Annotated in this window: 23 protein-coding genes and 1 pseudogene; 12 read left to right on the top strand and 12 right to left on the bottom strand. The window is 65.3% G+C overall.

What is annotated here, in order from left to right; translation table 11 throughout:
• Positions 1–164: 164 nt before the first annotated feature.
• Positions 165–1,031, top strand: a complete 867-nt coding sequence (locus IVB18_RS05575) for a S1C family serine protease (protein WP_247988248.1) — start codon at positions 165–167, stop codon at positions 1,029–1,031.
• A complete protein-coding gene (locus IVB18_RS05570; RefSeq protein ID WP_247988247.1) occupies positions 1,028–1,399 on the top strand; it encodes a helix-turn-helix transcriptional regulator in 372 nt (123 codons plus the stop codon). Before IVB18_RS05575 ends, IVB18_RS05570 begins: the two co-directional genes overlap by 4 nt.
• Positions 1,400–1,496: 97 nt before the next feature.
• Here IVB18_RS05570 and IVB18_RS05565 read toward each other — a convergent pair whose 3' ends face one another.
• The 4 genes from IVB18_RS05565 to IVB18_RS05550 form a co-directional block, all read right to left on the bottom strand.
• Entirely contained in the window at positions 1,497–2,570 is a 1,074-nt protein-coding gene (locus IVB18_RS05565) for a HAMP domain-containing sensor histidine kinase (RefSeq protein WP_247988246.1), read from the bottom strand.
• Positions 2,557–3,249: a response regulator transcription factor gene (locus IVB18_RS05560; RefSeq protein WP_247988245.1), complete on the bottom strand. Its 693-nt coding sequence runs from the start codon at positions 3,247–3,249 to the stop codon at positions 2,557–2,559. The genes IVB18_RS05565 and IVB18_RS05560 overlap by 14 nt, the downstream gene beginning before the upstream one ends.
• A gap of 97 nt (positions 3,250–3,346) precedes the next feature.
• Positions 3,347–3,811, bottom strand: coding sequence for a hypothetical protein (locus IVB18_RS05555; protein WP_247988244.1), 465 nt, complete (start codon positions 3,809–3,811; stop codon positions 3,347–3,349).
• Positions 3,812–4,158: 347 nt separating this feature from the next.
• Complete coding sequence (locus IVB18_RS05550) at positions 4,159–6,492, bottom strand: Tex family protein (RefSeq protein ID WP_247988243.1); 2,334 nt, start codon at positions 6,490–6,492, stop codon at positions 4,159–4,161.
• Between the two features lie 297 nt (positions 6,493–6,789).
• On the opposite strand from IVB18_RS05550, the gene IVB18_RS05545 reads away from it, so the two are divergent.
• From IVB18_RS05545 to IVB18_RS51555, 4 genes and pseudogenes are all read left to right on the top strand, one after another.
• Positions 6,790–7,917 (top strand): ring-opening amidohydrolase, encoded by a 1,128-nt coding sequence (locus IVB18_RS05545; RefSeq protein WP_247988242.1) that lies wholly within the window; start codon positions 6,790–6,792, stop codon positions 7,915–7,917.
• Between the two features lie 128 nt (positions 7,918–8,045).
• A complete protein-coding gene (locus IVB18_RS05540; protein WP_247988241.1) occupies positions 8,046–9,521 on the top strand; it encodes an amidase in 1,476 nt (491 codons plus the stop codon).
• A gap of 35 nt (positions 9,522–9,556) precedes the next feature.
• Positions 9,557–10,270, top strand: a pseudogene (locus tag IVB18_RS05535) (DUF1186 domain-containing protein); the annotation flags it as partial.
• Entirely contained in the window at positions 10,270–10,443 is a 174-nt protein-coding gene (locus IVB18_RS51555) for an SEC-C metal-binding domain-containing protein (RefSeq protein ID WP_256476707.1), read from the top strand. The pseudogene IVB18_RS05535 and the gene IVB18_RS51555, both read left to right, overlap by 1 nt.
• A 12-nt stretch (positions 10,444–10,455) precedes the next feature.
• Here IVB18_RS51555 and IVB18_RS05525 read toward each other — a convergent pair whose 3' ends face one another.
• A complete protein-coding gene (locus IVB18_RS05525; protein ID WP_247988240.1) occupies positions 10,456–10,773 on the bottom strand; it encodes a hypothetical protein in 318 nt (105 codons plus the stop codon).
• Positions 10,774–10,923: 150 nt separating this feature from the next.
• Here IVB18_RS05525 and IVB18_RS05520 point away from each other — a divergent pair, with 150 nt between their 5' ends.
• The 4 genes from IVB18_RS05520 (at position 10,924) to IVB18_RS05505 (ending at position 13,177) form a co-directional block, all read left to right on the top strand.
• A complete protein-coding gene (locus IVB18_RS05520; protein ID WP_247988239.1) occupies positions 10,924–11,844 on the top strand; it encodes a PaaI family thioesterase in 921 nt (306 codons plus the stop codon).
• 177 nt (positions 11,845–12,021) lie between these two features.
• Complete coding sequence (locus IVB18_RS05515) at positions 12,022–12,321, top strand: PilZ domain-containing protein (RefSeq protein WP_256476706.1); 300 nt, start codon at positions 12,022–12,024, stop codon at positions 12,319–12,321.
• A gap of 4 nt (positions 12,322–12,325) precedes the next feature.
• A complete protein-coding gene (locus tag IVB18_RS05510; protein ID WP_247988237.1) occupies positions 12,326–12,685 on the top strand; it encodes a hypothetical protein in 360 nt (119 codons plus the stop codon).
• A gap of 126 nt (positions 12,686–12,811) precedes the next feature.
• On the top strand, positions 12,812–13,177 hold the full coding sequence (locus IVB18_RS05505; protein ID WP_247988236.1) for a hypothetical protein: 366 nt from the start codon (positions 12,812–12,814) through the stop codon (positions 13,175–13,177).
• On the opposite strand, the gene poxB is transcribed toward IVB18_RS05505, so the two are convergent.
• The 3 genes from poxB to IVB18_RS05490 all read right to left on the bottom strand — a co-directional run bounded on the left by poxB (position 13,174) and on the right by IVB18_RS05490 (position 16,580).
• On the bottom strand, positions 13,174–14,910 hold the full coding sequence (poxB, locus tag IVB18_RS05500) for a ubiquinone-dependent pyruvate dehydrogenase (protein ID WP_247988235.1): 1,737 nt from the start codon (positions 14,908–14,910) through the stop codon (positions 13,174–13,176). The two genes, IVB18_RS05505 and poxB, sit on opposite strands and share 4 nt — an antisense overlap.
• A 109-nt stretch (positions 14,911–15,019) precedes the next feature.
• Positions 15,020–15,652, bottom strand: coding sequence for a 2-dehydro-3-deoxy-6-phosphogalactonate aldolase (locus IVB18_RS05495; RefSeq protein ID WP_247988234.1), 633 nt, complete (start codon positions 15,650–15,652; stop codon positions 15,020–15,022).
• Between the two features lie 13 nt (positions 15,653–15,665).
• On the bottom strand, positions 15,666–16,580 hold the full coding sequence (locus IVB18_RS05490; protein ID WP_247988233.1) for a 2-dehydro-3-deoxygalactonokinase: 915 nt from the start codon (positions 16,578–16,580) through the stop codon (positions 15,666–15,668).
• A gap of 217 nt (positions 16,581–16,797) precedes the next feature.
• On the opposite strand from IVB18_RS05490, the gene IVB18_RS05485 reads away from it, so the two are divergent.
• On the top strand, positions 16,798–17,895 hold the full coding sequence (locus IVB18_RS05485) for an LLM class flavin-dependent oxidoreductase (protein WP_247988232.1): 1,098 nt from the start codon (positions 16,798–16,800) through the stop codon (positions 17,893–17,895).
• Positions 17,896–17,952: 57 nt separating this feature from the next.
• On the top strand, positions 17,953–18,507 hold the full coding sequence (locus IVB18_RS05480) for a flavin reductase family protein (RefSeq protein WP_247988231.1): 555 nt from the start codon (positions 17,953–17,955) through the stop codon (positions 18,505–18,507).
• Positions 18,508–18,726: 219 nt separating this feature from the next.
• On the opposite strand, the gene IVB18_RS05475 is transcribed toward IVB18_RS05480, so the two are convergent.
• From IVB18_RS05475 to IVB18_RS05460, 4 genes are all read right to left on the bottom strand, one after another.
• Complete coding sequence (locus IVB18_RS05475) at positions 18,727–20,595, bottom strand: sigma-54-dependent Fis family transcriptional regulator (protein ID WP_247988230.1); 1,869 nt, start codon at positions 20,593–20,595, stop codon at positions 18,727–18,729.
• Positions 20,596–20,840: 245 nt separating this feature from the next.
• On the bottom strand, positions 20,841–24,146 hold the full coding sequence (locus tag IVB18_RS05470) for a carboxyl transferase domain-containing protein (RefSeq protein WP_247988229.1): 3,306 nt from the start codon (positions 24,144–24,146) through the stop codon (positions 20,841–20,843).
• 126 nt (positions 24,147–24,272) lie between these two features.
• Positions 24,273–24,959 (bottom strand): aspartate/glutamate racemase family protein, encoded by a 687-nt coding sequence (locus tag IVB18_RS05465; RefSeq protein ID WP_247988228.1) that lies wholly within the window; start codon positions 24,957–24,959, stop codon positions 24,273–24,275.
• Between the two features lie 12 nt (positions 24,960–24,971).
• Positions 24,972–26,654, bottom strand: a complete 1,683-nt coding sequence (locus IVB18_RS05460) for a cache domain-containing protein (RefSeq protein ID WP_247988227.1) — start codon at positions 26,652–26,654, stop codon at positions 24,972–24,974.
• Positions 26,655–26,676 lie beyond the last annotated feature (22 nt).

The following is a 26,676-nucleotide window of genomic DNA, read 5'->3' as shown; positions in this document are numbered from 1 at the left end:
GTTGAGGCCGTGCGGCGGAATTTCGCGATTGCTACACGTTCCCGTGAGCAACTCCCAATCACATGTTCGTCGGCCGTGGTCCTACGGGGCCGGTCCTGGCCAACCGGCCAGTTTCCAGATCGCCCGCGGCATCCCAGATTGAGGGCAGCTTACAGGAGCCTGCCATGACCGACCCCTCCCCCCTGTCTTCATTGTCGTCCGCGCTCGCGGACGTCGTGGCGCGCACCGCGCCGTCCGTGGTTTCCGTGCATTCGCACCGCTCCCGCGCAACCGGCTTCGTCTGGAAGCCCGGCCTCATCATCACCGCCGACGAGGCGCTGGCCGATGAAGGCGAGGTCCAGATCGCCCTCTCCGACGGCAGCACCGTGCCCGCCGCCATCGCCGGCCGCGACCATACGACCGATATCGCGCTGTTGCGCGCCGACACCGGCATCGCCCCGATCAAGCTGGCGACCTCGGTCCCTGCTCTCGGCGCGCTGTCGGTCGTGGTCGCCACCAACCGCGACGCGCCCAGCGCGGCGCTGGGAATGGTATCGTTGTCCGGCAAGAGCTGGCGCAGCCTGCGCGGCGGCGACATCGACGCGCGGATCGAGCTCGACGTTCGCCTGCGCTCCAGCCAGCAGGGCGGCCTCGCGCTGGACGCGTCAGGCGAGGCCTTCGGCATGGCCGTGCTCGGCCCGCGGCGGGTGCTGGTGATCCCGGCGGCGACGATCGAGCGCGTGGCGGCACAGCTCGAAACCCGCGGCCGCATCGCCCGCGGATATCTCGGCCTCGGGCTCCAGCCGGTGCGGCTCGACGACGGCGTCGGCGCGATGGTGATGAACGTCGACAAGACCGGTCCCTCGGCCGCAGCCGGCATCCGGCAGGGCGACGTCATCATCGCGGTCAACGACCAAAAGCTGTCCGGGGTGCGCGCGCTATCGCGAACGTTGGGACCTGCAAGCGTCGGCGCGGTGGTCAATGTCGCGGTGCGCCGCGGCGGCGAGCCGGTCAGCTTCAAGGTCACGATCGGCGAGAGGCCGGAGGCGTGAGCGAGGACAATCCGGCGGAGATCGTGCTGTCCCTGGAGATCGACGATCCCGCCCTCGCCGAACGCCTGACCGCGTTGCTCAGCAACATCGCGGGGCTCCGCCTCGCCGTACCCGGCGAGCAGGCCGCAGCGACGATCGTCGCCCGCGATCCGCGCATCATGCCCGAGGACATCGCGCTGACGCAGCGCGAGCTCGATGTGCTGGCGCTGATGGCCGAGGGCGCCTCCAACAAGATGATCGCGCGTCAGCTCGGCATCTCCGTGCATACCGTGAAATTCCATGTCGGCTCGCTGCTCGACAAGCTCGATGCCACCGGCCGCACCGATGCGGTCGCGCATGCAGCGCGCCGCGGCGTGATCGAGCTCTAGGGCATGAACCGGAAAAGTGCGAAGCGGTTTTCCGAAAAGATCATGCTCAAACAACAACCTAAAGCGCGATGATGATTCATCCTCATCTCATCGCGCTTTAGGGCATGTGCGGCGGGAAGCTGAGTTGGACCGTCAGGCCCGACGCGTTGTCGTGCAGGGCAATCTCGGCGCAATGGAGGCGAGCGACCGCGGCGACCAGGCTTAAGCCAAGGCCATTACCCGGGGTGTAGCGGCTCTGCTCGAGCCGGTAGAAGCGCTTGAACACGTGATCGCGCTGATCCGCCGGAATGCCCGGACCATCGTCGGCGATCGCGATCACTGCCCCATCATTGGTGCTGCGGCAGGTCACGGTCACCTGCCCGCCCGCGCGGCCGTGCTTGATCGCGTTGTCGACGAGATTGGCGATGGCGTCGAACAGCAGGTCACGGTCGCCAGTCACGGACACCGCGCGGTCGCCGCCGAGGCTGAGACGGGTCGCGACCTGCTCGGCCGCGGCGTCGTAGAGTTCGACGACCTCGCCGGCGATCTCGGCGAGGTCGAGCGCGCGAAAGGCGCTCCTGCGGGCGCGGGTCTCGATCTCCGAGATCCGGGTGATGGAGGTGAACATGCCGAGCACGGCGTCGAGATCGGCGATGGTGTCGCCCATCAGCGCCGCATCCGTCTCGCCATTTCGCGGGGCGTGATAGGCCTTTTCCAGCCGGCCGCGCGTGCGCGTCAGTGGCGTGCGCAGATCGTGCGCGACGTTGTCGCTGACCTGCTTGACCTCGCCCATCAGCGTCTCGATGCGATCGAGCATCTGGTTGAGATTTTCGGCCACGCGATCCCATTCGTCGTGGCTGCCGCGCAAGGGGATGCGCTGGTCCAGGCCCGAGAGCATGATGGCGCGGCTGGTGGCATTGATCTCCTCGATCCGTCCGACCGTGCGTCGCGTCACCAGCACGGCAGCGAGCCCCGCCAGCACGAGGAGCAGCACGGCGACCGCGGCCATCGCAAGCCCGATCATGTCCCTGAAGGCGTCGTGATCGCCAGCATTGCCAACCCGGCTCTGCACATAGGCGAGCGTGCCGAGGTAAACATAGGCCATGATCGCGGCGACGATCAGCCCGAACGCCGCGATCGCGATCAGCGCCAACCTGAAGGTCGAGGACTGGAGCGTCTTAACCAGGAGCACGGAGGCAATATCCGATGCCGCGGATGGTGTGGATCAGCGGATAGGCCTGGCTGTCGTCGACCTTGCGGCGGACGCGCCCGACATAGACGTCGATGATGTTGGTGGACGGATCGAAGTGCAGATCCCAGACATGCTGAAGCAGCATCGCACGGGAGACGACGCGGCCCTCGTTGCGGACGAGATATTCGAGCAACTGAAATTCCCGCGGCAACAGCGGAATCTTCCGGCCGCGCCGGCTGGCGCTGCGCGCGATCAGGTCGACGGCGAGATCGCCGACCCGCAGAAGTGTTTCCTTGGCAATCGTCTCGCTGCGACGGCCGAGAGCTTCCAGCCGCGCGAGCAGCTCGACGAAGGAGAACGGCTTGACGAGATAATCGTCGCCGCCGGCGCGCAGGCCGCGCACGCGGTCATCGACCTCGCCGAGTGCCGAGATGATCAGGAAGGGAGCCGCGATGCCGTCGTCGCGCAATTGCCGCATCACAGTGATGCCGTCGATGTCGGGCAGCATGCGGTCGATGGTGATCACTGCATAATCGCGCGCGGCGCCGTGGCTAAGGGCCTCGCGGCCGGTTGCGGCGAGATCGACGTCATAGCCCGAGGTGGTCAGCTCCTCGACGAGTTGGCCTGCGGTCTCCGGATCGTCCTCGACGACCAGGATGCGGCGGTGACCTCCGGTCATGACAAACTCCACGCGACGATCGCCACCAGACTATCCCGTTCTGGGGCTGAGCGGAACTGCCCGATGACGATCGCGACAATGGTGCGGTACGGCGATGCTAGTACCAAGAGTCTCCGCACACATTGACCCATTGCCATCCATAGGGCGTCCAGCTCCTGCGCCAGCAGCCGTCGTTGTAGGCGGCGTAGGCAAAGGGTGCGCCGAAAACGGCGAAACGACGGAAATGGCGGTGATGGAAGAAGGCATGGCGGCCGATGAAAGGCCTGCCGTGCCAGCCGGCGCCGGCGAAACGCGGCCCGATGGCCGCATGCGCGAAGCGTGCCCCGCCGAAGCCCGGTCCGCCGACATGGGCGAAACGCGCGCCGCCCATGCCGCCGACATGCATGCCGCCTCCGCGCATTCCTCCACCGAAGCCGCCCGCGTGCATTCCACCACCGAAATGCCCGCCGCCGCCAAAGCCGCCATGCCCTCCGCCGCCACCTCTGGCGAGAGCGGGCGATGAAAGTGCCAATGCCGCAGCAACAATCGCGGCAGCAAGGCCGGTGAGACGCCTGTTGATCATCGAAACATCCTCCATGCAGCGCGGCGACACGCCCGTCGCGCGAGGAGGATCAGATGACGAGAACGGGCCGTCTCCTTCAACTTACAAATGCGCCAGATTCTGACGCGGAAGTTAGGGACGAGGCGCTCTCGCACTCCCTCTCCCCCGTTCTTACGGGAGAGGGTGGGGTGAGGGGTTGCTGCCGCGAAATGCGATTTGAGTTGGAGGCAGAATGTCCGGCGCGTGATCGTCCGACGAGTCGGATGGACTTCCATCTCGGCAACATAGTGCCCTGCCCCTCACCCGGAACCCGCGCTGCGCGCGAATTCCGACCTCTCCCCACTCAAGGGCGGGGAGAGGTTAAGTCCTCAAGCCAGCTTGCCGCCGTTCTTCTCCGCCGCGCGGCGCAGCGCCTCGGCGAGTGCGCCGCCGCCGGAGGACTCCTGCTTGCGCGGTGCCGACGATGTCATGCGGGCGGTATTGCGGGAGTTGTCGCGCTGCATGCCGAGCGCATCCTTCTTGTCGCCGACCTCGTCGTCGAGCCGCAGCGTCAGCGAGATGCGCTTGCGCGCGACCTCGAAGTCCAACACCTTCACCTTGACGATGTCGCCGGGCTTCACCACCTCGCGCGGATCCTTGATGAAGGTTTTTGACATCGCCGAGATGTGCACGAGGCCGTCCTGGTGCACGCCGATGTCGACGAAGGCGCCGAAGGCGGCGACGTTGGTCACGGTGCCCTCGAGGATCATGCCCTTCTTGAGATGCTTGATCTCCTCGACGCCCTCCATGAACACCGCGGCCTTGAACGCCGGGCGCGGGTCGCGGCCGGGCTTTTCGAGTTCGCGCAGAATGTCGGTGACGGTCGGCAGACCGAAGGTCTCATCGACATAGTCTTTCGGCTTCAGCGTGCGCACGATGTCGGCGCTGCCGATCAGCGCCTTGATGTCACTCTTGGTGGCGCTGAGGATACGCCGCACCACCGGGTAGGCTTCCGGGTGCACGCCGGAGGCATCAAGCGGGTCCTCGCCGCCGAGAATGCGTAAGAAGCCCGCGCACTGCTCGAACGCCTTCGGCCCGAGCCGGGGCACATCCTTGAGAGCCTTGCGCGACTTGAACGGGCCGTTGGCATCGCGATGCTGCACGATGCTCTGCGCGAGGCCGGAGCCCACACCTGATACGCGTGCCAGCAGCGGCGCGGAGGCGGTGTTGACGTCGACACCGACTGCGTTCACGCAATCTTCGACCACGGCATCGAGCGAGCGCGCGAGCTTGGCTTCGCCGAGATCGTGCTGGTACTGGCCGACGCCGATCGCCTTGGGCTCGATCTTGACCAGCTCGGCGAGCGGATCCTGGAGGCGCCGGGCGATCGAGACCGCGCCGCGCAGGGTCACGTCCAGGCCCGGCAATTCCTGCGAGGCGAAGGCGGAGGCCGAATAGACCGACGCGCCGGCTTCCGACACCACGATCTTGGTCATCTTCAGTTCGGCCAGGCCCTTGACGAGATCGGCCGCGAGCTTGTCGGTCTCGCGCGAGGCGGTGCCGTTGCCGATCGCGATCAGTTCGACGCGATGCTTCAGCGCGAGCTTGCCGAGGATGGCAAGCGACTCGTTCCACTGCCGCTGCGGCTCGTGGGGATAGATCACAGCGGTATCGACAACCTTGCCGGTCGCGTCGGTGACGGCGACCTTGACGCCGGTGCGGTAGCCGGGATCGAGCCCCAAGGTGACGCGGGTGCCGGCGGGCGCTGCCAGCAAGAGGTCGCGCAGGTTGGAGGCGAACACGCGCACGGCTTCGGTCTCGGCGGCGTTCCACAGCCGCATGCGCAGATCGATATTGAGGTGCACCTGGATTTTGGTGCGCCAGGCCCAGCGCACAGTGTCGATCATCCAGCGATCGCCGGCGCGCTTGAGGTCGGCGATGCCGAACCGCTTCATGATCTTCAGCTCATAGGCGCCCGGCACGCCGGCGGGCGGCGCTTCGGCCTCGGCCTGGATCTGAAGATCGAGGATCTCTTCCTTCTCGCCGCGGAACATCGCAAGGATGCGATGCGACGGTAGTTTCGTCAGCGGCTCGGAAAACTCAAAATAGTCAGCGAACTTCTCGCCCTCGGTCTTCTTGCCCTGGCGCACGGTGGAAGCCATGCGCGCATTAGTCCACACCTCCTCACGCAAGCTCCCGATCAGGTCGGCGTCTTCGTCAAAGCGCTCGACCAGGATGGCGCGGGCGCCGTCGAGCGCGGCAGCGGCATCCGCCACGCCCTTCTCGGCGTTGACGAAGGCTTCGGCCACGACCTTCGGATCGTTGGTAGGCTCCGCCATCAGCTGGTTGGCGAGCGGCTCGAGGCCGGCTTCCCTGGCGATCTCGGCCTTGGTGCGACGCTTCGGCTTGAACGGCAGATAGATGTCTTCCAGGCGCGCCTTGCTGTCGGCGGCGAGAATGCTGGCTTCGAGTGCGGCATCGAGCTTGCCCTGCTCCTGGACCGACTCGAGGATGGCCTTGCGGCGGTCTTCGAGCTCGCGGAGGTAAACCAGGCGCTCCTCCAGGGTGCGCAATTGCGTGTCGTCGAGCGCACCGGTCGCCTCCTTGCGGTAGCGCGCGATGAAGGGAACCGTGGCGCCGCCATCGAGCAGCGTCACCGTCGCCTCGACCTGCTCCGCCCGAACCCCAAGCTCCTGCGCAATTTTCTGGTTGATATTCGCCACGCGAGAACCCCTCTATCCAAGCACGCACCACGAACCGAAACCGGCCGCGGGACGCCGCTTATGGACCAACCGAGGTTGATTCATCAAGGTGCGGCGCGCAACCGTCGACAGAGGATTTTTTTGTTATAGCGATGCGATCTCGCCACAATCGTGCGGGTGGCCAGACGGCGCACATACCCATCGTCGTCCTGTCTTTCGCCAGGACGACGATGGGAATTGTCTCAACATCTTGACAGCCGCCCCCGTTCGACGGCTGGTTTGTCCGCCGGGCCCCCTGAACTCCATGTGAGGACTGCAATGCGGACGACAGCGGTCGGCGTCATCAGGATCGCCACCAAAGGCCCCGGCGACGTCTCCGGCCTCATGAGCATGATCGGCTCCGGCGCGATCGAACCGACATCGATCCTGGCAATCCTCGGCAAGACCGAGGGCAATGGCGGCGTCAACGATTTCACCCGGGAATATGCCGTTGCCGCGCTATGCACAGCGCTGGCGCCGCAGCTCGGCCTTCCCGCACACGAGGTCGAGCAGCGCATTGCGTTCGTGATGTCGGGCGGCACCGAGGGCGTGCTCAGCCCGCACATCACCGTGTTCACGCGGCGCGAGGTCGGTGAACGGCCCGCAGGCATCTCCGGCAAGCGCCTGAGCATCGGCATGGCGTACACAAGGGATTTCCTCCCCGAAGAGCTCGGCCGCTCTACCCAGATCGCGGAGACGGCCAAGGCCGTGAAGGCCGCGATGGAGGATGCCGGTATCGCCGATCCCGCCGACGTCCATTTCGTGCAGATCAAGTGCCCGCTGCTCACCAGCGATCGCATCGAGGCCGCAAGCGCCCGCGGCAACAAGACGGCGACGATTAGCGCCTATAGCTCGATGGCCTATTCGCGCGGCGCCTCCGCGCTCGGCGTTGCCGTGGCGCTCGGCGAGATCGCGCCTGATATCCACGACGACGACGTGCTGCGCCGCTATGATTTGTTCTCGTCGGTGGCCTCCACCTCGGCGGGCATCGAGCTGATGCACAATGTGGTCATCGTGCTCGGCAATTCGGCGTCGTCAGTGAGCGAATTCGAGATTGGGCATGCCGTGATGAGCGACGCCATCGACTCCGCCGCCGTGACCGCAGCGTTGACCAGCGTGGGACTTGGCATCGCACCGCCGGCAGCCGCGGGCCGCGGGCTCGTCAACATCTTCGCCAAGGCCGAGGCCTCGCCCAACGGCAGCGTGCGCGGCTTCCGCCATACCATGCTGGAAGACACCGACATCAGCTCGACACGGCACGCCCGCGCAGCGGTCGGCGGCTTGATCGCAGGCCTGTCCGGGACCGGCGCGGTCTATGTGTCCGGCGGGGCCGAGCATCAGGGGCCCGCCGGCGGTGGACCGGTCGCGGTGATCGCAAGGCTCTCGAATTCAAGGCTCTCGAATTGATGCGGCCGCATGCAAGTCATGCTCGCACCCGACCTCTCCGCCCGGCGCAACCCTGCCCCTCGCGCCGGCTCAGTTGATTCGCGCGGTCCCTTGCGAAAGGAAGGTGGCGCCGCATCAAGGGGACTTTCATGACTTTGCCGATGAGCTGGAACGAATGGGCGCAGCACGATGGCGTAGGGCTGGCGGCACGCGTCCGCAAGGGCGAACTGACGGCGAAGGAATTGGCCCGTCAGGCCGCCGCCGCCGTTGCCAAGGTCAATCCGGCGCTGTCGGGCGTGGTCGAGCTGTTCGACGATGTGATCGCCGACCCGGCCAAGGACGGCGCCAATCTTGCCGGCCCGTTCGCCGGCCTGCCCTTCCTGATGAAGGACCTCGGCCCGACCATGAAGGGCCGGCTCCAGGAGATGGGCTCGCTCTTGATGCGCGGCAATCGCGCGGCCGCTGACACGTTCCTGACCGCAAAATTTCGCCAAGCCGGACTGAACCTGATCGGGCGGACGACCACGCCGGAATTCGGCGTGTGCAGCTCGGCGGACAATCCGGCCGTCTATGTCACGCGCAATCCCTGGGACACCGACTACACCACCTGCGGCTCGTCGGCCGGCAGCGCTGCGATGGTCGCGGCCGGCGTGGTGCCGATCGCGCATGCGACCGACGGCGGCGGCTCGATCCGCATACCCGCCGGCGTCAACGGCAATATCGGGCTAAAGGTCTCGCGCGGCGTGTTCTCGCTCGCCCCGCACATGTCGGACCTCACCGGCCTCGTTTCCATCCAGGGCTGCCAGTCGCGCTCGGTGCGCGACACCGCCGCCTTCGTCGACCATGCCCGCGGGCCCGCACCCGGCGAGTTCATGCCATTCTGGACTACGGCGCAGCCCTACAGCGAGATGATCAAACGCGATCCGGGCAAGCTCAGGATCGCGCTGTCGCACACATGGGGCGACTACACCGCGACGCCGCACATCGCCGCCGAACTCGAAAAGGCTGGCCGCTTCCTCGAAGGTCTCGGCCATCACGTCGACTATGCGCTGCCCGAGATCGACTTCCGCGCCGCGTTCGAGGCGCAGACCACCTGCTACATCAGCAATTTCGCCGTGGTGATCTCCAACATGCTCGCCGCGCGCGGGCTGGATCGGCCGCCGGAGGATCTCGTCGAGCCCGTCAACATCCGAATCTGGGAAGCGGGGCGCCACACGAGCTTTGCCGAGCGGGCGAAGATGCAAGGAGTGTTCAACACGACGTCGCGCGGCTTCGGCGCGTTCTTCGAGCAGTGGGACGTGATCCTGACGCCGATCACCGCGCTGCCGACGCCGAAGGTCGGCACGAAGGAGTATCTCACCATCTCCGACAATCCGGACGTGCTGGACTGGTTCGGCAATCTCTGGCGCAACTTTGCGTTTACGCCGCTCGCCAATCTCTGCGGCATGCCCGCGATCTCGATCCCGATGGCGACCCACGAGCACGGCCTGCCGCTCGGCATCCAGGCGCTTGGCAAGCAGGCCAACGACGGCCTGCTGCTGCAACTCGCCGCCCAGATCGAGCGGGCGATCGACGGCAAGTGGAACGACGGCAGGAAGCCGAAGGTGCATGTGACGAACGGGTGAGATAGGGAATACGCTGCTCCATCGGAGGACACCACATGGATCCGTTGCAGATCCTCGAAAGCCTCAACAAGGAATCCGGCCTTCCGACCGAAGCTATCCAGGCGGCCCGAGCGGACAAGGACTCGATCATTCCCTTGTTCGTACGGACCTTCGAGGAGACCGAATCCTCCGGTGACACTGAGTACGGCCCAGCGCTGTTCTTCGTATTCCACCTGCTTGGCGAATGGCGGACCAAATCCGCGTACCCGGTGCTCGCAAGGTTCTTGCGGAAGCCGCCAGAACTGGTCGGATTGATCCTCGGCGATGCAATCACGGCCACGGCCCATCGCGTGATGGCCGCCGTCTTCGATGGTGATCCGCAGCCGTTGCTCGAAATCATCTACGACGAAGATGCCGACGAATTCGTTCGTTCACGCATGGTCGACGCGATCGCGGTACTGACCTTGCGTGGCGAGCTGCCGCGCACCTGGACCGAACAATTCATGCGCGAGTGCTACGACCGGCTTCAACCACAGGAGTGTTGTTACGTCTGGGCGGGTTGGCAGCAATCGATCGCCTGGCTCGGACTCTCCACTTTGAAGCCGTTGGTGGAGCACGTCTTTGCTCGGGGATCTACCGACAAAATGTGGATTTCGTTCAAGGAGTTCGAGAACGATTTGCAGTATACACTCGATCATCCCGATGCTCCGCCAGTTCATTCCAAAGACGAACTATCGCCATTCGACGATACGATCCGAGAACTGTCGAATTGGGCCGCCTTCAATCCGGAGCCTCGCGCAAAGAAACCAGCATCGCGCGCGCGCGCTCATTCTATGATCCCGAAAGCAATCCGTTTCGCAAAGTCGGCCGCAACGATCCCTGCCCATGTGGCAGTGGCAAGAAGTTCAAGAAGTGCTGCCTGAACGCGAATCTCGCAAGCTGATTTGCTGTCGCCTCAATTCTTCACCGCCGGAATCTCCTCCGTCGGCTGCTGTTGCCCCTGCCGGTACATCGCGAGCGCCTTGTCGAGCGCTTCGCGCAGCGCCAGCGCCGCGGCCAGGCTGCAGCGCAGATGCGCGGTCTGGACCACATCGACCCTGACGGCGGCCCCGACAGGCATGAGGAGATTCGCGGCGAGCTCGATCTGGATCGCGCCGTTGTGATGGCCGAAGCAGGAAGCGCCGTCAAAATAGATGATCGGAGCCCGCTCCGCGCTGGAGCTCGAAATGATCACGGGTCCCTGGCTGGTGGCGGGTGTTTCGGGATCGGCCATGGGCACTCCTTGCGGGCAGTGGACAAACAGAACGCTCACCATCGTTGCTTCGCCCGGCTCTGTCGAGGCCAAACCGCCACGACAGGACCTGTCGTGCCACGGCCCGTGCGGGGTTTTGCGCGGCGCCCGGCACTGGTCTAGAACGTCACCATGTCCAGCTCACCGTCCAGCCCACCGACCACGCTCCCGTTCGAGGAACTCGCCGAGGCCATCCAGGGCCGCCGCTCCGACTATGGCCATATCAGCGGTCTCCGGCTCGACCGGTTTGCACCGGGCGAGGCCTGGTCGAGCCTGCCCTACCGTCCCGTTTTCGTCGGCGATACCGAGACCGGCGTGCTGCATGGCGGCGTCGTCACCGCGATGCTGGACGAGAGCTGCGGCATGGCGGTGCAGCTCGCGCTCGACGGCACGCGCGCGATCGCAACACTTGACTTGCGCATCGACTACCAGAAGCCGGCGACGCCCGGCCTCGACATCAAGGCGCATTCGGTCTGCTACCGCACCACACGCTCGATCGCCTTCGTACGCTCCACCGCGTATCAGGACTCCGAGGACGATCCGGTCGCGACCGCCACCGCCTGCTTCATGATCGGCGCCAACCGCACCAATATGCTCGCGGACCGCAGGATGGATTCCCGCAGCATCCCGACGCTCGAGGCGCCGGAGGATCCGGACGGCCCGTTCGCCAACAGTCCGTTCGCGCGCTGCCTCGGCATTCGCGTGAACGACGATGGCACGCTGACGATGCCGTTCTCGCCAAAGATCATCGGCAATCCGATCCTGCCCGCGATCCATGGCGGGATGACCGGCGCCTTTCTCGAAACCACCGCGATCGTCGGCGTGACGCGCGAGCTCGGAATCGCCGCGTTGCCCAAGCCGATCGGACTCACTGTCAACTATTTGCGCTCCGGCCGCGCGCTCGACAGCTTTGCCAATGTCTCGATCGTGAAACAGGGCCGGCGCATCGTCGCCTTCGAGGCGCGGGCCTGGCAGGACCATCCGGACAAGCCGATCGCTTCCGCCTTCGGTCATTTCATGCTGCGGCCGACGCCTGGCGCAGAGGAGGAATAAACGTCATTCGCGGTGAAGCAACACCGTGTCATGAGCGCCACACCGGCAAAGGCTCATGCCTCAAGGACATTTCGACTTCACATCCTCTAGATGTGTCGAAAACAGATAGCTCCATTCACGAGAACTTAAGTCGCTTCGTTTATCGTCTTACGCTTCGACCAAATGGGCAAGCCGTAGATGAGCAGGCAGGAAAAACGCCGCAGAAGGCGTGTCGTGTTCGACAGTCGGTACGACACTACCGTCGTTGCGATCGACGGAACGTGGTCGCTCACTGCGCAATTGCACGATATTTCCGACAGCGGCGCCAGGGTGCAACTCCTAGCCAAAGTCGCGGAACGTGTGCGCAACGAGGAGTTCTTTCTCATGATCACGCCCGACGGAAAGGTTTCCAGAAGGGCCAAGATGGCCTGGGAGGACGGCAATTACATCGGTATTCATTTTGTGACCTCCGCCGGCTCCGCGGCGCGCAGGATCTGAGATCATGTCGACCGATTTGGAGCGCGCGATCGCAACCTTCTCGGCTCGCTCGTCCAAACGCGATGCTGCGGTCGATGGCGCAAGGATCGCATCGCTGGAAGAGTCCATCGATGTAGTCATTCGCGGACTGATTGCCGAGCGAACGGGTTTGGTCAGGCGGGTGAAGCAGCTTCTGAACGAACCGGAAGCTCTCGCGAAATGGAGTTCCACGGCGAAGATTCAGCCGACAGACTCGGAGTTCCGACGTGTCGAGGAGCGTCTCCACTTGCTCGACCGGCAGCTATCGGAATGCCGGCAGATAGAGGGCGCAGTGAAGAATTTACGCACCCTGAAATGCCGCACAGAACCGGTCACAGGCGTATAGGCCACCAACAGGCCTGGGGCGGTTGTGGCGGCGCGAATGTCGACGCGCCGGTTTTCGTCACATTGGGACTTGACGACTGAGGCATGCACCCACAACGATAGAGCGGCTTCCACGAGAGGTATTGGGTTGCGGCATCCGCTCGACATCGTCGCCATGTTCGCCGCCATCTGGCTGTTGGCGGCAATGGTGCTCGACGCGCTGACGCCGAAGGAGCTGACCGCGGTCATGATCGGCATCGCGATCGGGCCCGCCATCGTCATCACCGCCGTGTTCTACTACCTGCGCTGCCCGCGCACGGATTTTGCGGTGATCTTCGCAGCACTGTGGCTGATCTCGGACATCGCCATCGCCTTCATCTCGCCGAAAGAGCTGCCGCATTTCCTGCTCGCGCTGGGCTTTGTCCCGGCGCTGCTCATCGGCATCGTGCTGCATTGGCAGCGCTTCCAACGCCGCCACGAGCGGCTGCCGCTGCCGTCAGCCAAGCGCAGTTAGCGCGGCAGCAGGTTCGTCTTGGCGAGGTCGAGGACCTCGTCGCCGCGGCCGTTCATCACCGCACGCAGGACCCAGAGGCTGAAACCCTTGATCTGCTCGGGCGTGATCGTCGGCGGCATCGACAGCTCCTGCTTGGCGGTGACGACGTCGAGCAGCGCCGGTCCGTCGTAAGCGAGCATCTCCTGCACCGCGCCCGGAAGTTCACCCGGATCCTCGACACGCCTGGCGAAGATGCCCATCGCGCGCGCCATCGCCGCGAAGTCGGGATTTTCCAAGTCGACATTGGTGTCGACGAAGCCCGCCGCCTTCATCTCCAGCGCGACGAAGCCGAGCACGCCGTTGTTGAAGACGACGACCTTCACCGGCAGCTTCATCTGCGTCAGCGTAATCAGATCGCCCATCAGCATGGTGAAGCCGCCGTCGCCCGACAGCGAGATGACCTGGCGGCCGGGCTGCGAAGCCTGCGCACCGATTGCCTGCGGCATGGCGTTGGCCATAGAGCCGTGCACGAAGGAGCCGATCAGCCGGCGACGGCCGTTCATGTCGAGATAGCGCGCGGCCCACACCGTCGGCGTGCCGACATCGGCGGTGAACACGGCATCGTCGGACGCATGGTCGCTGATGACCTTTGCGAGATATTGCGGATGAATCGGCTTGCTGCCCGGCGTGCCCTTGGCGAGCGAGTCGAGACCTTCACGCGCTTTCTTGTAATGCACGATGGCATCGTCGAGATGCTTGCGCTGCGTCTTGGTCTTCAGCAGCGGCAGCAGTGCCTCGATGGTCAGCCTGACGTCGCCGACGAGACCGAGATCGATCTTGCAGCGACGGCCGAGATTTTCCGGCCTGATGTCGATCTGCGCGACCTGGCAGTCGGTCGGGAAGAACTGCTTGTAGGGAAAGTCTGTGCCGAGCATCACGAGGGCGTCGCAGGCGTGCATGGCGGCATAGCCCGACGAGAAGCCGATAAAGCCGGTCATGCCGACATCATAGGGATTTTCGTATTCGACGTGCTCCTTGCCACCGAGCGCATGCACGATCGGGCTCTTCAGGGCCTCCGCAAGTTGCATCAACGGCGCATGCGCACCGGCGCAGCCGCGGCCGCAGAACAAGGTAACTCGCTCGGCGCCGTTCAACAGCTCCGCGAGGTCCTTCAGCTCATCGGTTTCCGGCACGACCTTCGGCGCTGCCAGCGCGAGGCCGCGCGCGGTCGACAGCGCGCGCCTCGGCGGCGCGCGGAAAGCGACGTCGCCGGGCATGGCAATGACGGCGACGCCGCGCATGCCCACCGCCGCGCGGATGGCATTTTCCAGCACGTAGGGAAGCTGGCTCGGGTCCGAGACCAGCTCGCAATAATGGCTGCATTCCCGAAACAGGTTTTGCGGATGGGTTTCCTGGAAATAGCCGCTGCCGATCTCAGCGGTGGGAATCTGGGCTGCGATCGCCAGCACGGGAACGCGGCTGCGGTGCGCGTCGAACAGGCCGTTGATCAGATGCAGATTGCCCGGGCCGCAAGAGCCTGCGCACACCGCAAGGCTGCCCGTCATCTCCGCTTCACCGGCGGCGGCGAAGGCTGCGACCTCCTCGTGGCGAACATGCACCCACTCAATCGTGCCACGGCGCCGCAGCGCTTCGGTAAGGGCATTCAGGCTGTCGCCGACAATGCCGTAGATCCGCTCGACGCCGGCCTGTTCGAGCGTCGCCACGAACAGATCGGCCACATTGTTGATCGCCATCTTGGTCCCCTGCTGCGCCGGCATGTTTGCACCAACTGCAAACATCAACATTGCGACACGGGTGAGGTACAATAGGCTATGATACGATCACGGCTTGTTTATCGTCGGCTCAGTCTTTCGCAATCGCCCGATCGTAGGCCGCGATCGTCGCCTTCGCGCGCGTCGCGACGTCGACGGCCGTCATGCCGGGCTTGTAGAGGCTGCTGCCGAGCCCGAACGCCGTCACGCCGCCTTTGATATACTCCGCAAAATTCTGATCCGAGACGCCGCCGACGGCGGCAATCATGACACCGGCCGGCAGTACGGCGCGGATAGCTGCGATGCCGGATGCACCGAGCACGCTCGCCGGAAAGAATTTCAGGCTCGATGCACCCGCGCGCGCTGCGAGCAGCGCCTCGGTCGGCGAGAACACGCCGGGCATCGTGACCATGCCGAGTTGATGCGCCCGCGCCAGCACCTGTGGGTCGACATTTGGCGAGACCATCAGCCTGCCGCCGACATCGTTGAGCCGATCGACATCCTCGGCGGTCAACACCGTACCGGCGCCGATCAGGACGCCGGCCGGCGCCTGCTTCACCGCGGCGGCGATGGAGCGGAATGGATCCGGCGAGTTCAAGGGGATCTCGATCGCGGTCATGCCGGCTTCGATCAGCACGCCGACGATGGCCTCGGTCTCCTCGGGCTTCACGCCGCGCAGGATCGCGACCAGCGGCCGCTTCATCGGCGGAAAGGGAATGCTCATGGCAAAAATCCTTCTATTTTGTCCAGATCGCGGCAGCCGCCATCGACAGGCCGCGGCGGACAGCCTCGTCGGCATCGATCGGCGAAACAGTCACCGACAGCGCGTCAAAGGCGAGCCGGTACAGCAACGCGAGCCGCCCCGAGGCAATCAGCGTGACACCCGCTTTCGGCAACGTCCCGGAGAGCCCTGCTACCAGCTCCACGCCGATCAACGTGCCCGAAAGCGTCTCGCGCGCCGCGGCCGGCGTACCGCCAAAGAGCAGCTGCCGCGATCGTGCGCCGAAGAGGAGATTGGCGGCAAAGGCGGGCGCCTCGAATGCGGCGGCGACCGCCGTCTTGAAGCTCGCAACATCCTCGGCGTCATCGGCGCCGGCGACAGCGAGCGACAGGATCGTCTCCCGTGAGACCACGCTGAAGAGCTCGCCGGTCATGAAGGTGGAAAAGTGCGCGACCGTGCCATCCTTCACGCGCACCCATTTGGAATGGGTGCCGGGCATGCAGACGAGCGCCTCGCCTGCGGCATCGAGGCCGAGCGCGCCGAGCAGCTGAGTCTCCTCACCGCGCATCACGTCCGGCGCCTTGGCGTCGCGCTGCGCGATGCCCGGCAGGATGCGGATGTCGCGCGCCTCGCCGGGCACACGCGCGGCCTGCTTCAAGACGGCAGAGAGCGGCGTCGGCGTGTCGACATAGCCGGCCTCGACCCAGCCTGTGCGGGCGCCAGCCATGCCGCAGACAAGAACGGGCAGATGATCGGGGGCCTCGACCGCGGAGAGATGCGATCGCAGTACCGCGGCAAACCCGGTCTTGGCCGCGGCCAGCATGCCCTCGTCGCTGCGGCGCTCGGCCAGAACGTGACCGGCGCGGTCGATCAACCAGAGCCGGAAGCTGCTGGTGCCCCAGTCCACCGCGACGTAGGCAGGCTCGGTCATCTCGAATCATATCCTCGTCTCACCGGCAAGACGCCGTCTCGCGACAATGAGACGATCGCTTGCGCATCCGCATCGAGATATCGGCTATTGCCCGCGCAAACCAGCCTTTTCTCGCAGCTTCGAGGCATCGCCGCGCTGGCACACCGCTTGCTGAAGCATCCCCGCTCACGTCCGTGAACCGCGCAACAAGACGCGTCAACATCAGATGAGGAAACCCATGGAGATCGGCTATTTCACGATGCCTTCGCATCCGCCGGAGTGCGGCCTGAAGGAAGGGAACGACTGGGACTTGCAGGTCATGCGATGGCTCGACGAGCTCGGCTATCAGGAAGCCTGGGTCGGCGAGCACCACACCGCGCCCTGGGAACCCAATCCCACGCCGGACCTTCTGATCGCGCAGGCGCTGATGCAGACCAAAAAGCTCCGCATCGGGCCGGGCGGATTCCTGCTACCCTATCACCATCCGGCCGAGCTCGCCAACCGCGTCGCGATGCTCGACCACCTCTCCGAGGGCCGGCTCAATTTCGGTGTTGCCGCATCCGGCCTGCCGAGTGACTGGGCGATGTTCAACGTCGACGGCATGAGCGGGCAGAACCGCGACATGACGCGCGAGGCGCTGGAGATCATCCTGAAGCTTTGGTCCGATCCTGCGCCCTTCACCTACAAGGGCAAATACTGGACGGTGACCAAGCCGGACACGATGTTCGACTTCTTGAAGCCCCACATCAAGCCGTTGCAGGCGCCGCATCCGCCGATCGGCGTTGCCGGGCTGTCAAAAAATTCGGACACTTTGAAGCTCGCCGGCGAGCGCGGCTTCATCCCGATGAGCCTCAACCTCAACCCCGCCTATGTCGGCAGCCATTGGGACTCGGTCGAGATCGGCGCAGCGAAGACCGGACGCAAGCCGAACCGCCAGGACTGGCGGCTAGTGCGCGAGGTGTTCGTCGCCGACACCGACGAGGAGGCCTGGAAGCTCTCGACCGGCGACATGATGGGCCGGATGATGGGTGAGTACTTCCTGCCGCTGCTCGGCCATTTCGGCTTCAAGGACTACCTGAAGCACGCGCCCGACGTGCCCGATGGCGACGTCACCGTCGAATATTGCGCCAAGCGGAACTGGATCGTCGGCTCGCCCGCGACCGTCGCCGAGAGAATCGAGAAGATCTACGACGAGGTCGGTGGCTTCGGCGTGCTGCTGGTGTTCGGCTTCGACTACAAGCACAAGCCGGAGGCCTGGCACCACTCGCTCTCGCTGCTCAAGAACGAGGTGATGCCGCGCCTGAAGCATCTCGGCTCCGCGAAGAAGGCGGCTTGACCCGACGCGGGTGCGGCGCGATCGTGGCGCACCCGCGTCAATTTCGGAGGCTCAGGCGTGAGCATCGTTGCAAAGGATTTCAAGCAGGCAATGCGCCAATGCGCCGGCGCCGTCGCGCTGGTGACGGTCGGCGCCGAGCACGGCACGCGCACCGGGCTGACGGTGACGTCGGCCTGCTCGCTCTCGGACAATCCGCCCTCGCTGATCGTCTGCGTCAACCGCAACGCCAGCGCGCACGCGCGCATCCGGGAAGAAGGCGCTTTTGCGATCAACTTCCTGCATGAGGATCACGCGCTACTGGCGCTCACCTTCAGCGGCCAGAAGGGCGTCAACGGCGACGACCGTTTCGCCTTCGGAAAATGGACGCGCGGGGTAACCGGCGCGCCGGTGCTGACGGATGCGGTCGCCGCGTTCGACTGTGTGCTGGCGCAAGAATTCGAGACGAAGACACATTCGATTTTCGTCGGCGAAGTGCGCGGCGTCTCGCACGCGGCGGAGACGACCCCGCTCGTCTATCTCCGCAGCAGTTTCCACACCCCGCGCGAAATGCGCGACACCGTGACGGTCGGCGATCTAGATTCGCGGCATCTGAGCTGGAGCGATTTTTCTTGAGAGCGGCGCTCCAAGCGCGCTGCCCTTCCCTTCTCCCCTTCTGGGAGAAGGTGGCGCGAAGCGCCGGATGAGGGGTTCGCTCCTCGTACACAAGCGGCGGCGAATTCGCGGAAGCAGACCCCTCACCCGTCTCGCCGTTACGTGGCGAGCCACCCTCTCCACAAGGGGCCACAAGGGGAGAGGGGAAGAAAGAGCGCCGCTGGCAAGAGCAGTTGAACGCTACCGCGCCGTCTCGATCTTCAGCTGCTTGATCTTCCGATACAGCGTGGCGCGGCTGAGTTTCAGCGTGCGGGCGGCTTCGATGACGCGGCCACCGTGCTTGCGCAGCACCTCGATGATCGCCGCTCGCTCGGCCGCCGCGAGATCGGGCTCTGTCGCCCTTCCACCGAACGGCGGCAAGTCGAGATCAGCATCCGTGATGACGCCGTCCTCTGCCGTGCAGCCGGCGAGCCGCAGCATGTGGCGGAGCTGGCGCATATTGCCGGGATAGGGATAGGCCGCCAACAACGACCAGGCCTCGTGCGAAAGGCGGCAATTCGGCGCCTCCTCGCTCGCGATCTGGCGGATGACATCGTCCCGGTCGGTGCGTTCGCGCAAAGCCGGCAGCCGCACCTCCATGCCGCGCAGGCGGAAATAGAGATCGGCGCGGAAGGCGCCCTGCTCTGCCATGCGGCCGAGATCGCGGTGGGTGGCGCTGATCAGGCGGATATCGACGGGCACGGGCTTGAGCGCGCCGAGTGGCCAGACCTCGCGGTTCTCCAGCACACGAAGCAACCGCGTCTGGAGCGCGATCGGCATGTCGCCGATCTCGTCCAAAAACAGCGTGCCGCCGTCAGCCTGCACGATCAGGCCCTTCGAGCCGTCACGCCGCGCGCCGGTGAACGCGCCGGCCTCGTAGCCGAACAGCTCGGCATCGATCAGGCTCTCCGGCATCGCCGCGCAGTTCAGCGCAACATAGTTGTTGCGCGCGCGATTGCTGGCGGCGTGAATGGCGCGCGCAAACACATCCTTGCCGACGCCGGTCTCGCCATGCAGCAGCACCGGCAGATTATGATCGCCGATGCTTCTGAGCCGCTTCACGCTTTTGATCAGGCCGGGATCGCGTCCGGCGAGCCGGTGCAGCGCATCGAAACGGTCGACAGGTGCGTCTCGACGCGGCGTGAGCGGGCGCGTGGATGATCGTGCACGCAGTGGCGGCGCGACATGACCCTGCCCCATCGCGCTGCCGTCAGCGCGGCGCAGCTCGACGAACTCGTCCGCGCTGCGCGCAGCCCGATGGTCGAATTTGACGTAGCGCGACAGATCGATGCCGGACGCGATCATGCCGTCGGTGAGGTTCAGCAGCGCACGCGCGGAGCGGCAGGCGCCGACAATGCGGCGGTCGTCATCATAGGCAAGCAGGCCGCTGCCGCCGTCGCCCGGCACGGTCGCGATCCAGGCGTTGCGGAAATGCCGGCGGAAGATCGCGCCCTCCATCCGCCGCGTCGCCTCCATCGCCACCGCCAGCGCAAGCTGATGCGCGGCGCGTTCGAGATCCTCACGGCAGGAAGTAATGTTCACAGCGCCGACGAGGCGTCCGGCCTGGTCGAACAGCGGCGCCACGGCGCAGGAGAACATGTGCCACTGCGCGCGAAAATGTTCGTCGCGATGCACCAGGATCGGCTTCTGCTCGGCCAGCGCGGTGCCGAGCCCGTTGGTGCCCTCGAAGGCTTCGGCAAAATTCGAACCGGTGTAGATCTTCCAGTCCATGAACATTTTTGCGTCGGCCTCGCCCGGCAGACGGCTGAACAGCATGGTCGCGTTTACATCCGCCAGGTTGACGCAATAGCCGGCATCGCGCAGCACGCGCGCGAGATCATCGAGCTCAGGCGTAACCAGCCTGATCGTGTCCTCCATGGGCTCGGCGACATGCCGAACCTCGGCCTCGGTGAGCGTCTGCGGCGGACCCTGGCGGGCGGGGTCGAGCTTGTGGCCGATCAGGCAGCGCCGCCAGGAATTGGCGATGCGCGAAGAGGCATCGACGTCAGCCACATGATTGGCGACGGACAAGACACGGGCGACATGGTTTGAGGCCGAAAGGCTGGCCATCGCGGACGTCTCCACCCTGCATTATTTTGCAAAGTCTGGCACCGCAGGCGGGGATGTCAATCGGGAACCGGAAACAGACGCATGGCACACCTCCTCAGTGTGCCGTCATGGCCGGGCTTGTCCCGGCCATCCACGCCTTGCCGCAGGCGCGAAAGCACGTGGATGCCCGGGACGAGCCCGGGCATGACGTGGGAAGCAGATTGCCTTAGATATTTAGGATGCGTTCCTGAATTGCTGCACCGCCCTCACCACGTATCGATGCAGGGCCGCTTCTTCTCCGTTCTCGGAGGAGGCTTCGGCACCGACCGTAGCCCCGCCATGATCCACCGCCGCGTTTCGGCGGGATCGATGACGTTGTCGATTTCGAACACAGACGCGATCGAGACCGCCTTGCCGTTGGTGTAGAGCTCGGCGACCTTGTTGCGATAGTAGGTCTCGCGCTCGACGGGGTCGGCGATCGCCTCCATCTCCTTGCGGAAGCCGAGGCGGACATAGCCCTCGAGGCCCATCCCGCCGAACTCTCCGGTCGGCCAGGCCGCGGTGAAGAACGAGGCGTGGAAGCCGCCGCCGATCATCGACTGCGCGCCAAGTCCATAGCCCTTGCGAAGCACGATGCCGAACAGCGGCACGGTGAGGCTCGCACCGGTGACGAACATGCGCGAGACGTGACGGACGATCGCGGTCTTTTCCGCTTCCGGGCCGACCATGAAGCCGGGCGTGTCGCAGAGAGAGACGATCGGCAGGTCAAACGCGTCGCAGAGCTGGAGGAAGCGCGCGGCCTTGTCGCCGGCGTCAGCATCGATGGCGCCGCCGAGATGGCGCGGATTGTTGGCGATCAGGCCGAACGGCTTGCCCTCGATACGGATCAGCGCGGTGATCATGCCGACGCCGTAGTCGCGGCGCAGCTCCAGCACGGAGTCCCTGTCCGCGACGAGATCGATCACGCTGCGAATGTCATAGACGCGCAGGCGATTCTCGGGGATCGCGCGGCGAAGCAGGCGCTGGTCGGCCGCCTGCCACTCCATCACCGCGCCCTGAAAATAAGACAGGTATTTTTGCGCGGCGCGCGTCGCCTCCTCCTCGTCCTCGACGAGGATATCGATGACGCCGTTCGGAGATTGGAACGAGACCGGCCCGACTTCGGCTGGATGATAGACGCCGAGCCCGCCGCCCTCGATCATGGCGGGACCGCCCATGCCGATCGACGCGTTCTTGGTCGCGATGATGACATCGCAGCAACCGAGCATCGCGGCATTGCCGGCAAAGCAATAGCCTGAGACGACGCCAACCACCGGCACGAGGCCGGACAGTTTTGCGAACTGCACAAAAGACGGGCCGTCGAGACCGGTCATGCCGAGCCTGTCGGTGTCGCCGGGCCGGCCGCCGCCGCCCTCGGCGTAAAACACCAAGGGCACGCGCCAGTCTTGCGCAAGCCGCAGCATGCGGTCGATCTTCTTGTGGTTCATATGGCCCTGCGTGCCCGCAAGCACGGTGTAGTCATAGGCCACGACGATGCAGCGCCCGCCCTCGGGACCGAATTTCTCGGCGTTGACGGTGGCAACGCCCATGACAAGGCCGTCCGCCGGCGTGTTCTTGATGAGATCGTCGAGGTTGCGGCGGCGGCGCTGCGCCGCGATCGCGAGGCTGCCGTACTCCATGAACGAGCCGTCATCGACAAGCTGCGCGACGTTTTCCCGCGCGGTGCGCTGATTGGTGTTGCGGCGGCGCTCGACCGAGGCTGGGCGATTTTCGTCGCGCGTATTGGCCTGACGGGCGCTGAGCTCGGCAAGATCAGGACGGATGTGATCGAGATCGACATCGGCTTCCGTCGCCGACGTATCGGCTGCAACGTCGAGCGGCTCGAGATAGAGGATCGCCTCGCCATGCATCAGCGTGACGCCGTCGTCGGCGACCATCTTCATGACGCGGCCGCCCTGCTCGGCCATGACCAGGTGCTCCATCTTCATGGACTCGATCACAGCGAGCTGCTGGCCGGGGCGCACGATCTCGCCTTCCCTGACCTGGATGGTGACAATGGTTCCTTGCAGAGGTGCTGCGACCATCACCGCGCCTTCAGGCACCTGTTGTACGAGGTGGGCTTCGGTCCCCGGACCGCCGCTCCGCTCGGTCGCGGCAAAGTAGAGCGGCTTGGCCGCACCATCAGCCGCCTCCACGAGCGTCGCGATGTTGCGATCGATGAAATCGGTCGCGATGCGGTTGCTCCTGAAATCGGGATGCGCCAGCACGGCCTGCAGGAAAGCGATATTGGTGACGACGCCGTCGATCCGGAATTCGCGCAAGGCGCGCGAGGCCTTGGCGACGACATCGTGCCAGGCTTCGCTCGGCGTATGCACGATGACCTTGGCCAGCAGCGAGTCGAAGGCAGCGCTGGTCTTGTAACCGGCGTAACCAAAGCTATCGACGCGAACGCCGGGCCCCGACGGTGGCTCGAACACGGCGAGCACGCCGCCGGTCGGATGCGTCGCCCCTAGCTCGTCCAATGTCTCCATGTTGATGCGCAGCTGTATGGCATAGCCACGCGGCTTCGGGATCGCGCCTTGCGCAAGGCCGAGCGAGGCCAGTGAGCTACCTGCGGCAACCGCGAGCTGGGCGCGAACGAGGTCGATGCCAAGCACTTCTTCCGTCACGGTGTGCTCAACCTGAAGCCGCGGATTGGCCTCGATGAAGGCAAAGCTGTCGTCGGCGCTGCCGTCGACCAGGAACTCGAACGTGCCGAGATTGTCGTAAGACGCCGCCGCCGCGAGCTGCTTCGCCGCCTCGATGATGCGGCCGCGCAAGGGTTCGCTGAGCGAGGGGCTCGGCGCTACCTCGATCAGCTTCTGGTGCCGGCGCTGGATGGTGCATTCGCGCTCCCAGAGATGGCTGATCGCGCCGTGGCGGTCGCCGATGATCTGCACCTCGATATGGCGCGCCTGCCGGATCAGCCGCTCGGCATAGACGCCGTCGAATCCGAACGCCGCCTTGGCCTCGGACTGGCAGCGCGCATAGGCTTCCGCGAGATCGACAGCATTCTCCACCACGCGCATGCCGCGGCCGCCGCCGCCGGCCATCGCCTTGATCACGATCGCCGCGCTGCTGCCGAGCGAGGCGAAGAACGCCGTGATCTCGTCCAGCGTCGACGGGCCGCTGGTGCCGGCGATGATCGGCACGCCGCAGCGCTTGGCGAGCTGGCGCGCCGCAACCTTGTCGCCGAACAGCTCGAGCGCGGCCGGCTTCGGCCCGACGAAGGCGATGCCATCGGCCGCGCAGGCTTTGGCAAAGGCGGCATTCTCGCTGAGGAAGCCATAGCCGGGGTGGACGGCGTCGCAGCGGGCCGCCTTGGCCGCCTTCACCACCGCATCGATATCGAGATAGGCGCGCGCGCCGCGGCCCGGAATTTCGATCGCCTCGTCGGCAACGCGGACATGCAGCGACAGTGCATCGTCGGCAGGATGGATCGCGACCGTCGCAATGCCGGCATCGGCTGCGGCACGCGCGATGCGGATGGCGATCTCGCCGCGATTGGCGATCAGGATTTTCTTGAACGACATGCAGCGATCTCCATGCCCGCAGCCAAACGCGGGGCGGCAGGTTCGATGATCCTGCTTCTTCGCTTTAGCTACAGTCGTCAAGGGAGAGGAAGCCGGTCACGCTGACCGGTCCCGCGGGCCGGAATATCAGTTGGCGCCGAGCGCCGTGATGAGGCGAATAATCCGCCTTACGGCAGACGGGATCGGCGCGATGACTGGCGCGGAGAACATCGGCTGAAGCTCGCGCGCGGCCTCGCCCAGCGGCCCGCCGCCGATGATGACCGCCTCCGCTCCGTCTTGTGCGATGCAAGCCTCGACCGCATCGGCGAGGGCTGCACGGAGCCGCGCCGGGTCGCGCATCAGCGCCTGCGCATCACCCTCGGCGAAGCGGACGCCGGTGTATCGGGATCGCAGTCCCAAAGCCTCCGGCAATGCGTCGATCTTGGATTTGAGCAGCGGCGTGGTGGTCGCCACGCCGAAGCGGCGGCCATTCGCCCCGGCTTCAAGCATCGACGACTCGCCGATGCCGACCGCAGGCAGCTTCACACCGTCCCTGATCCCGGCCAGGCCGGGATCGCCGAACGCTGCCACGATCAGGCCGTCGAAGGCATGCTGATGCGCTTGGGCAATCTGCGTGACTTCAGGCGCAGCCGCCTCCAGCGCATCCGGGGTCACGATCATCTGCGGCGCGCGCGTCGCGGTGGCGCCAACGATCTCGAAGCCGCCCGCGGCGGCAGACTTCGCAATGGCGACCATCATCGCGGTGGTCGCCTCGAGACTGTTCGGATTGATCAGGAGGATGCGGCGGTTGTGTCGATCGGAGCTGGAATCCATCCTCCTGCTATACTAGGCCGCCCGAACCCCTGCAACGAAGATGCTGACTTCGTCCTGGAGCGATTGCAGCTTCTGCGTCAGCCGGCCGCTCGATTGCAGCACGAGGCCCGCGACTTGGCCGGTCTCTGTCGTCGCATCGGTGACGCCGGAGATGTTCTGCGAGACCTGGTTGGTGCCGGAGGCCGCCTCCAGCACGCTGCGGGCGATCGACTGCGTCGCCGCGCCCTGCTCTTCGACCGCGGCGGCGATCGAGGAGGAGATCTCGTTGACTTCCATGATGGTCGTGCGGATGCTCTCGATGTTACCGACGACCTGGTTGGTCTCGGCCTGGATCGCCGCGATCTGCGCACCGATCTCGTCGGTCGCCTTTGCGGTCTGGCTCGCCAGCGACTTCACCTCACTTGCGACAACGGCAAATCCCTTGCCCGCCTCGCCTGCGCGGGCCGCCTCGATGGTGGCGTTGAGCGCGAGCAGGTTGGTCTGCGAGGCGATCTGGTTGATGAGGTCGATGACCTCGCCGATCTTGTGCGCGGCCGCGGCAAGCCCCTGCACGGTATCGTTGGTGCGCTGGCCTTCGGCGGCCGCCTTGTCGGCAACCTGCGCCGCCTGCGCGACGCGCTGGCTGATCTCGGTGATCGAGGACGACAATTCACCGGCCGCGGACGCCACCGTCTGCACGTTGCTCGATGCCTGCTGGCAGGCCGTGGCGACGAAGGAGGCACGCTCGGTGGCCCTGTTCGCGGTCTCCGACATGCCTTGCGCGGCCTGTTGCATCTCGCGCGCCTCGTTGAAGACGTCTCGGACGACGGACTGGACGCTGGCCTCGAACCTGCTGGCGAGATCGGTCATCGTCTTGCGCTTCTCGTCGTCGGCCTTGCGCTTCAGCTCGTCCTGTTCCGCATGCATCTGGCGCACCGCCGACGCATTGTCCTTGAACACGGCGAGCGCCTTGGCAAGACCGCCGACCTCGTCGCGGCGATGGGTGTACGGCACATCGAACGCGCTATCGCCGGCGGCGAGGCGCTCGGTGAGCGCAGTGATTTTGGCGAGCGGCCGGGTAACGCTGCGGCCGATCACGAAGGAGCAGCCGAGTACGAGCACCAATACCGCGAGGCACACCATCGCGAAGGTCATCGCGTCCTGGCGGAACACGGCGTCGACGTCGTCCAGATAGATGCCGGTGCCGATGAGCCAGCCCCAGGGCGCAAAGCCCTTCACGTAGGAGATCTTGGCGACCGGCTGCTCGAAGCCGGGCTTCGGCCAAAGGTAGCTGTAGAAGCCCGCACCCTGCTTGTTGACGACGTCAACGAAGCCCGAGAACAGGCGGTTGCCCGTGGGGTCCTTCATGTCGGAGAGATCCTTGCCGTCAAGCTCGGGCTTGATCGGATGCATGATCATCTTCGCGGCCATGTCGTTGAGCCAGAAATACTCGACCTTGTCGTAACGCAGGCTCTTGATTTGCGCGATCGCGGCGGCCTGCGCCTGCTCGTGGGTCAGCTTCCCCTCGCTCTCGAGCTTCTGATAGTGCGCTAGAATGCCGTAGCCGACATCGACCATGTGCTGCGTCTTGGCCTGACGGTCCGAGACCATCTGCGCGCGGAGGGTGGAAAGCGCGATCGGCGCCAGCGCGATCATGCCGAGAAGACTGATGCCAACGATCAGGACCAGCTTGAAACTGATGCGGGAGAAAATCATCGGTGCTCACGTGAATTGGCAA

Origin of the sequence: Bradyrhizobium sp. 186 (assembly GCF_023101685.1) — a bacterium.
Classification (GTDB): domain Bacteria; phylum Pseudomonadota; class Alphaproteobacteria; order Rhizobiales; family Xanthobacteraceae; genus Bradyrhizobium.
Note: the sequence above shows the minus strand (reverse complement) of the source record. Positions and strands in the feature narration are given on the sequence as shown.

Excerpts from the sequence above, each read along its gene's own strand:
- poxB (WP_247988235.1), bottom strand. The coding sequence starts at position 14,910 with ATGGCGATCAACAATGTGGCCGATCTGTTCGTGGCGACGCTCGAACAG.
- IVB18_RS05465 (WP_247988228.1), bottom strand. The coding sequence starts at position 24,959 with ATGGATTCCAGCTCCGATCGACACAACCGCCGCATCCTCCTGATCAAT.
- IVB18_RS05495 (WP_247988234.1), bottom strand. The coding sequence starts at position 15,652 with ATGAGCATTCCCTTTCCGCCGATGAAGCGGCCGCTGGTCGCGATCCTG.
- IVB18_RS05540 (WP_247988241.1), top strand. The coding sequence starts at position 8,046 with ATGACTTTGCCGATGAGCTGGAACGAATGGGCGCAGCACGATGGCGTA.
- IVB18_RS05525 (WP_247988240.1), bottom strand. The coding sequence starts at position 10,773 with ATGGCCGATCCCGAAACACCCGCCACCAGCCAGGGACCCGTGATCATT.
- IVB18_RS05470 (WP_247988229.1), bottom strand. The coding sequence starts at position 24,146 with ATGTCGTTCAAGAAAATCCTGATCGCCAATCGCGGCGAGATCGCCATC.
- IVB18_RS05460 (WP_247988227.1), bottom strand. The coding sequence starts at position 26,654 with ATGATTTTCTCCCGCATCAGTTTCAAGCTGGTCCTGATCGTTGGCATC.
- IVB18_RS05490 (WP_247988233.1), bottom strand. The coding sequence starts at position 16,580 with ATGACCGAGCCTGCCTACGTCGCGGTGGACTGGGGCACCAGCAGCTTC.
- IVB18_RS05545 (WP_247988242.1), top strand. The coding sequence starts at position 6,790 with ATGCGGACGACAGCGGTCGGCGTCATCAGGATCGCCACCAAAGGCCCC.
- IVB18_RS05575 (WP_247988248.1), top strand. The coding sequence starts at position 165 with ATGACCGACCCCTCCCCCCTGTCTTCATTGTCGTCCGCGCTCGCGGAC.
- IVB18_RS05510 (WP_247988237.1), top strand. The coding sequence starts at position 12,326 with ATGTCGACCGATTTGGAGCGCGCGATCGCAACCTTCTCGGCTCGCTCG.
- IVB18_RS05485 (WP_247988232.1), top strand. The coding sequence starts at position 16,798 with ATGGAGATCGGCTATTTCACGATGCCTTCGCATCCGCCGGAGTGCGGC.
- IVB18_RS05475 (WP_247988230.1), bottom strand. The coding sequence starts at position 20,595 with ATGGCCAGCCTTTCGGCCTCAAACCATGTCGCCCGTGTCTTGTCCGTC.
- IVB18_RS05560 (WP_247988245.1), bottom strand. The coding sequence starts at position 3,249 with ATGACCGGAGGTCACCGCCGCATCCTGGTCGTCGAGGACGATCCGGAG.
- IVB18_RS05515 (WP_256476706.1), top strand. The coding sequence starts at position 12,022 with ATGAGCAGGCAGGAAAAACGCCGCAGAAGGCGTGTCGTGTTCGACAGT.
- IVB18_RS05520 (WP_247988239.1), top strand. The coding sequence starts at position 10,924 with ATGTCCAGCTCACCGTCCAGCCCACCGACCACGCTCCCGTTCGAGGAA.
- IVB18_RS05555 (WP_247988244.1), bottom strand. The coding sequence starts at position 3,811 with ATGATCAACAGGCGTCTCACCGGCCTTGCTGCCGCGATTGTTGCTGCG.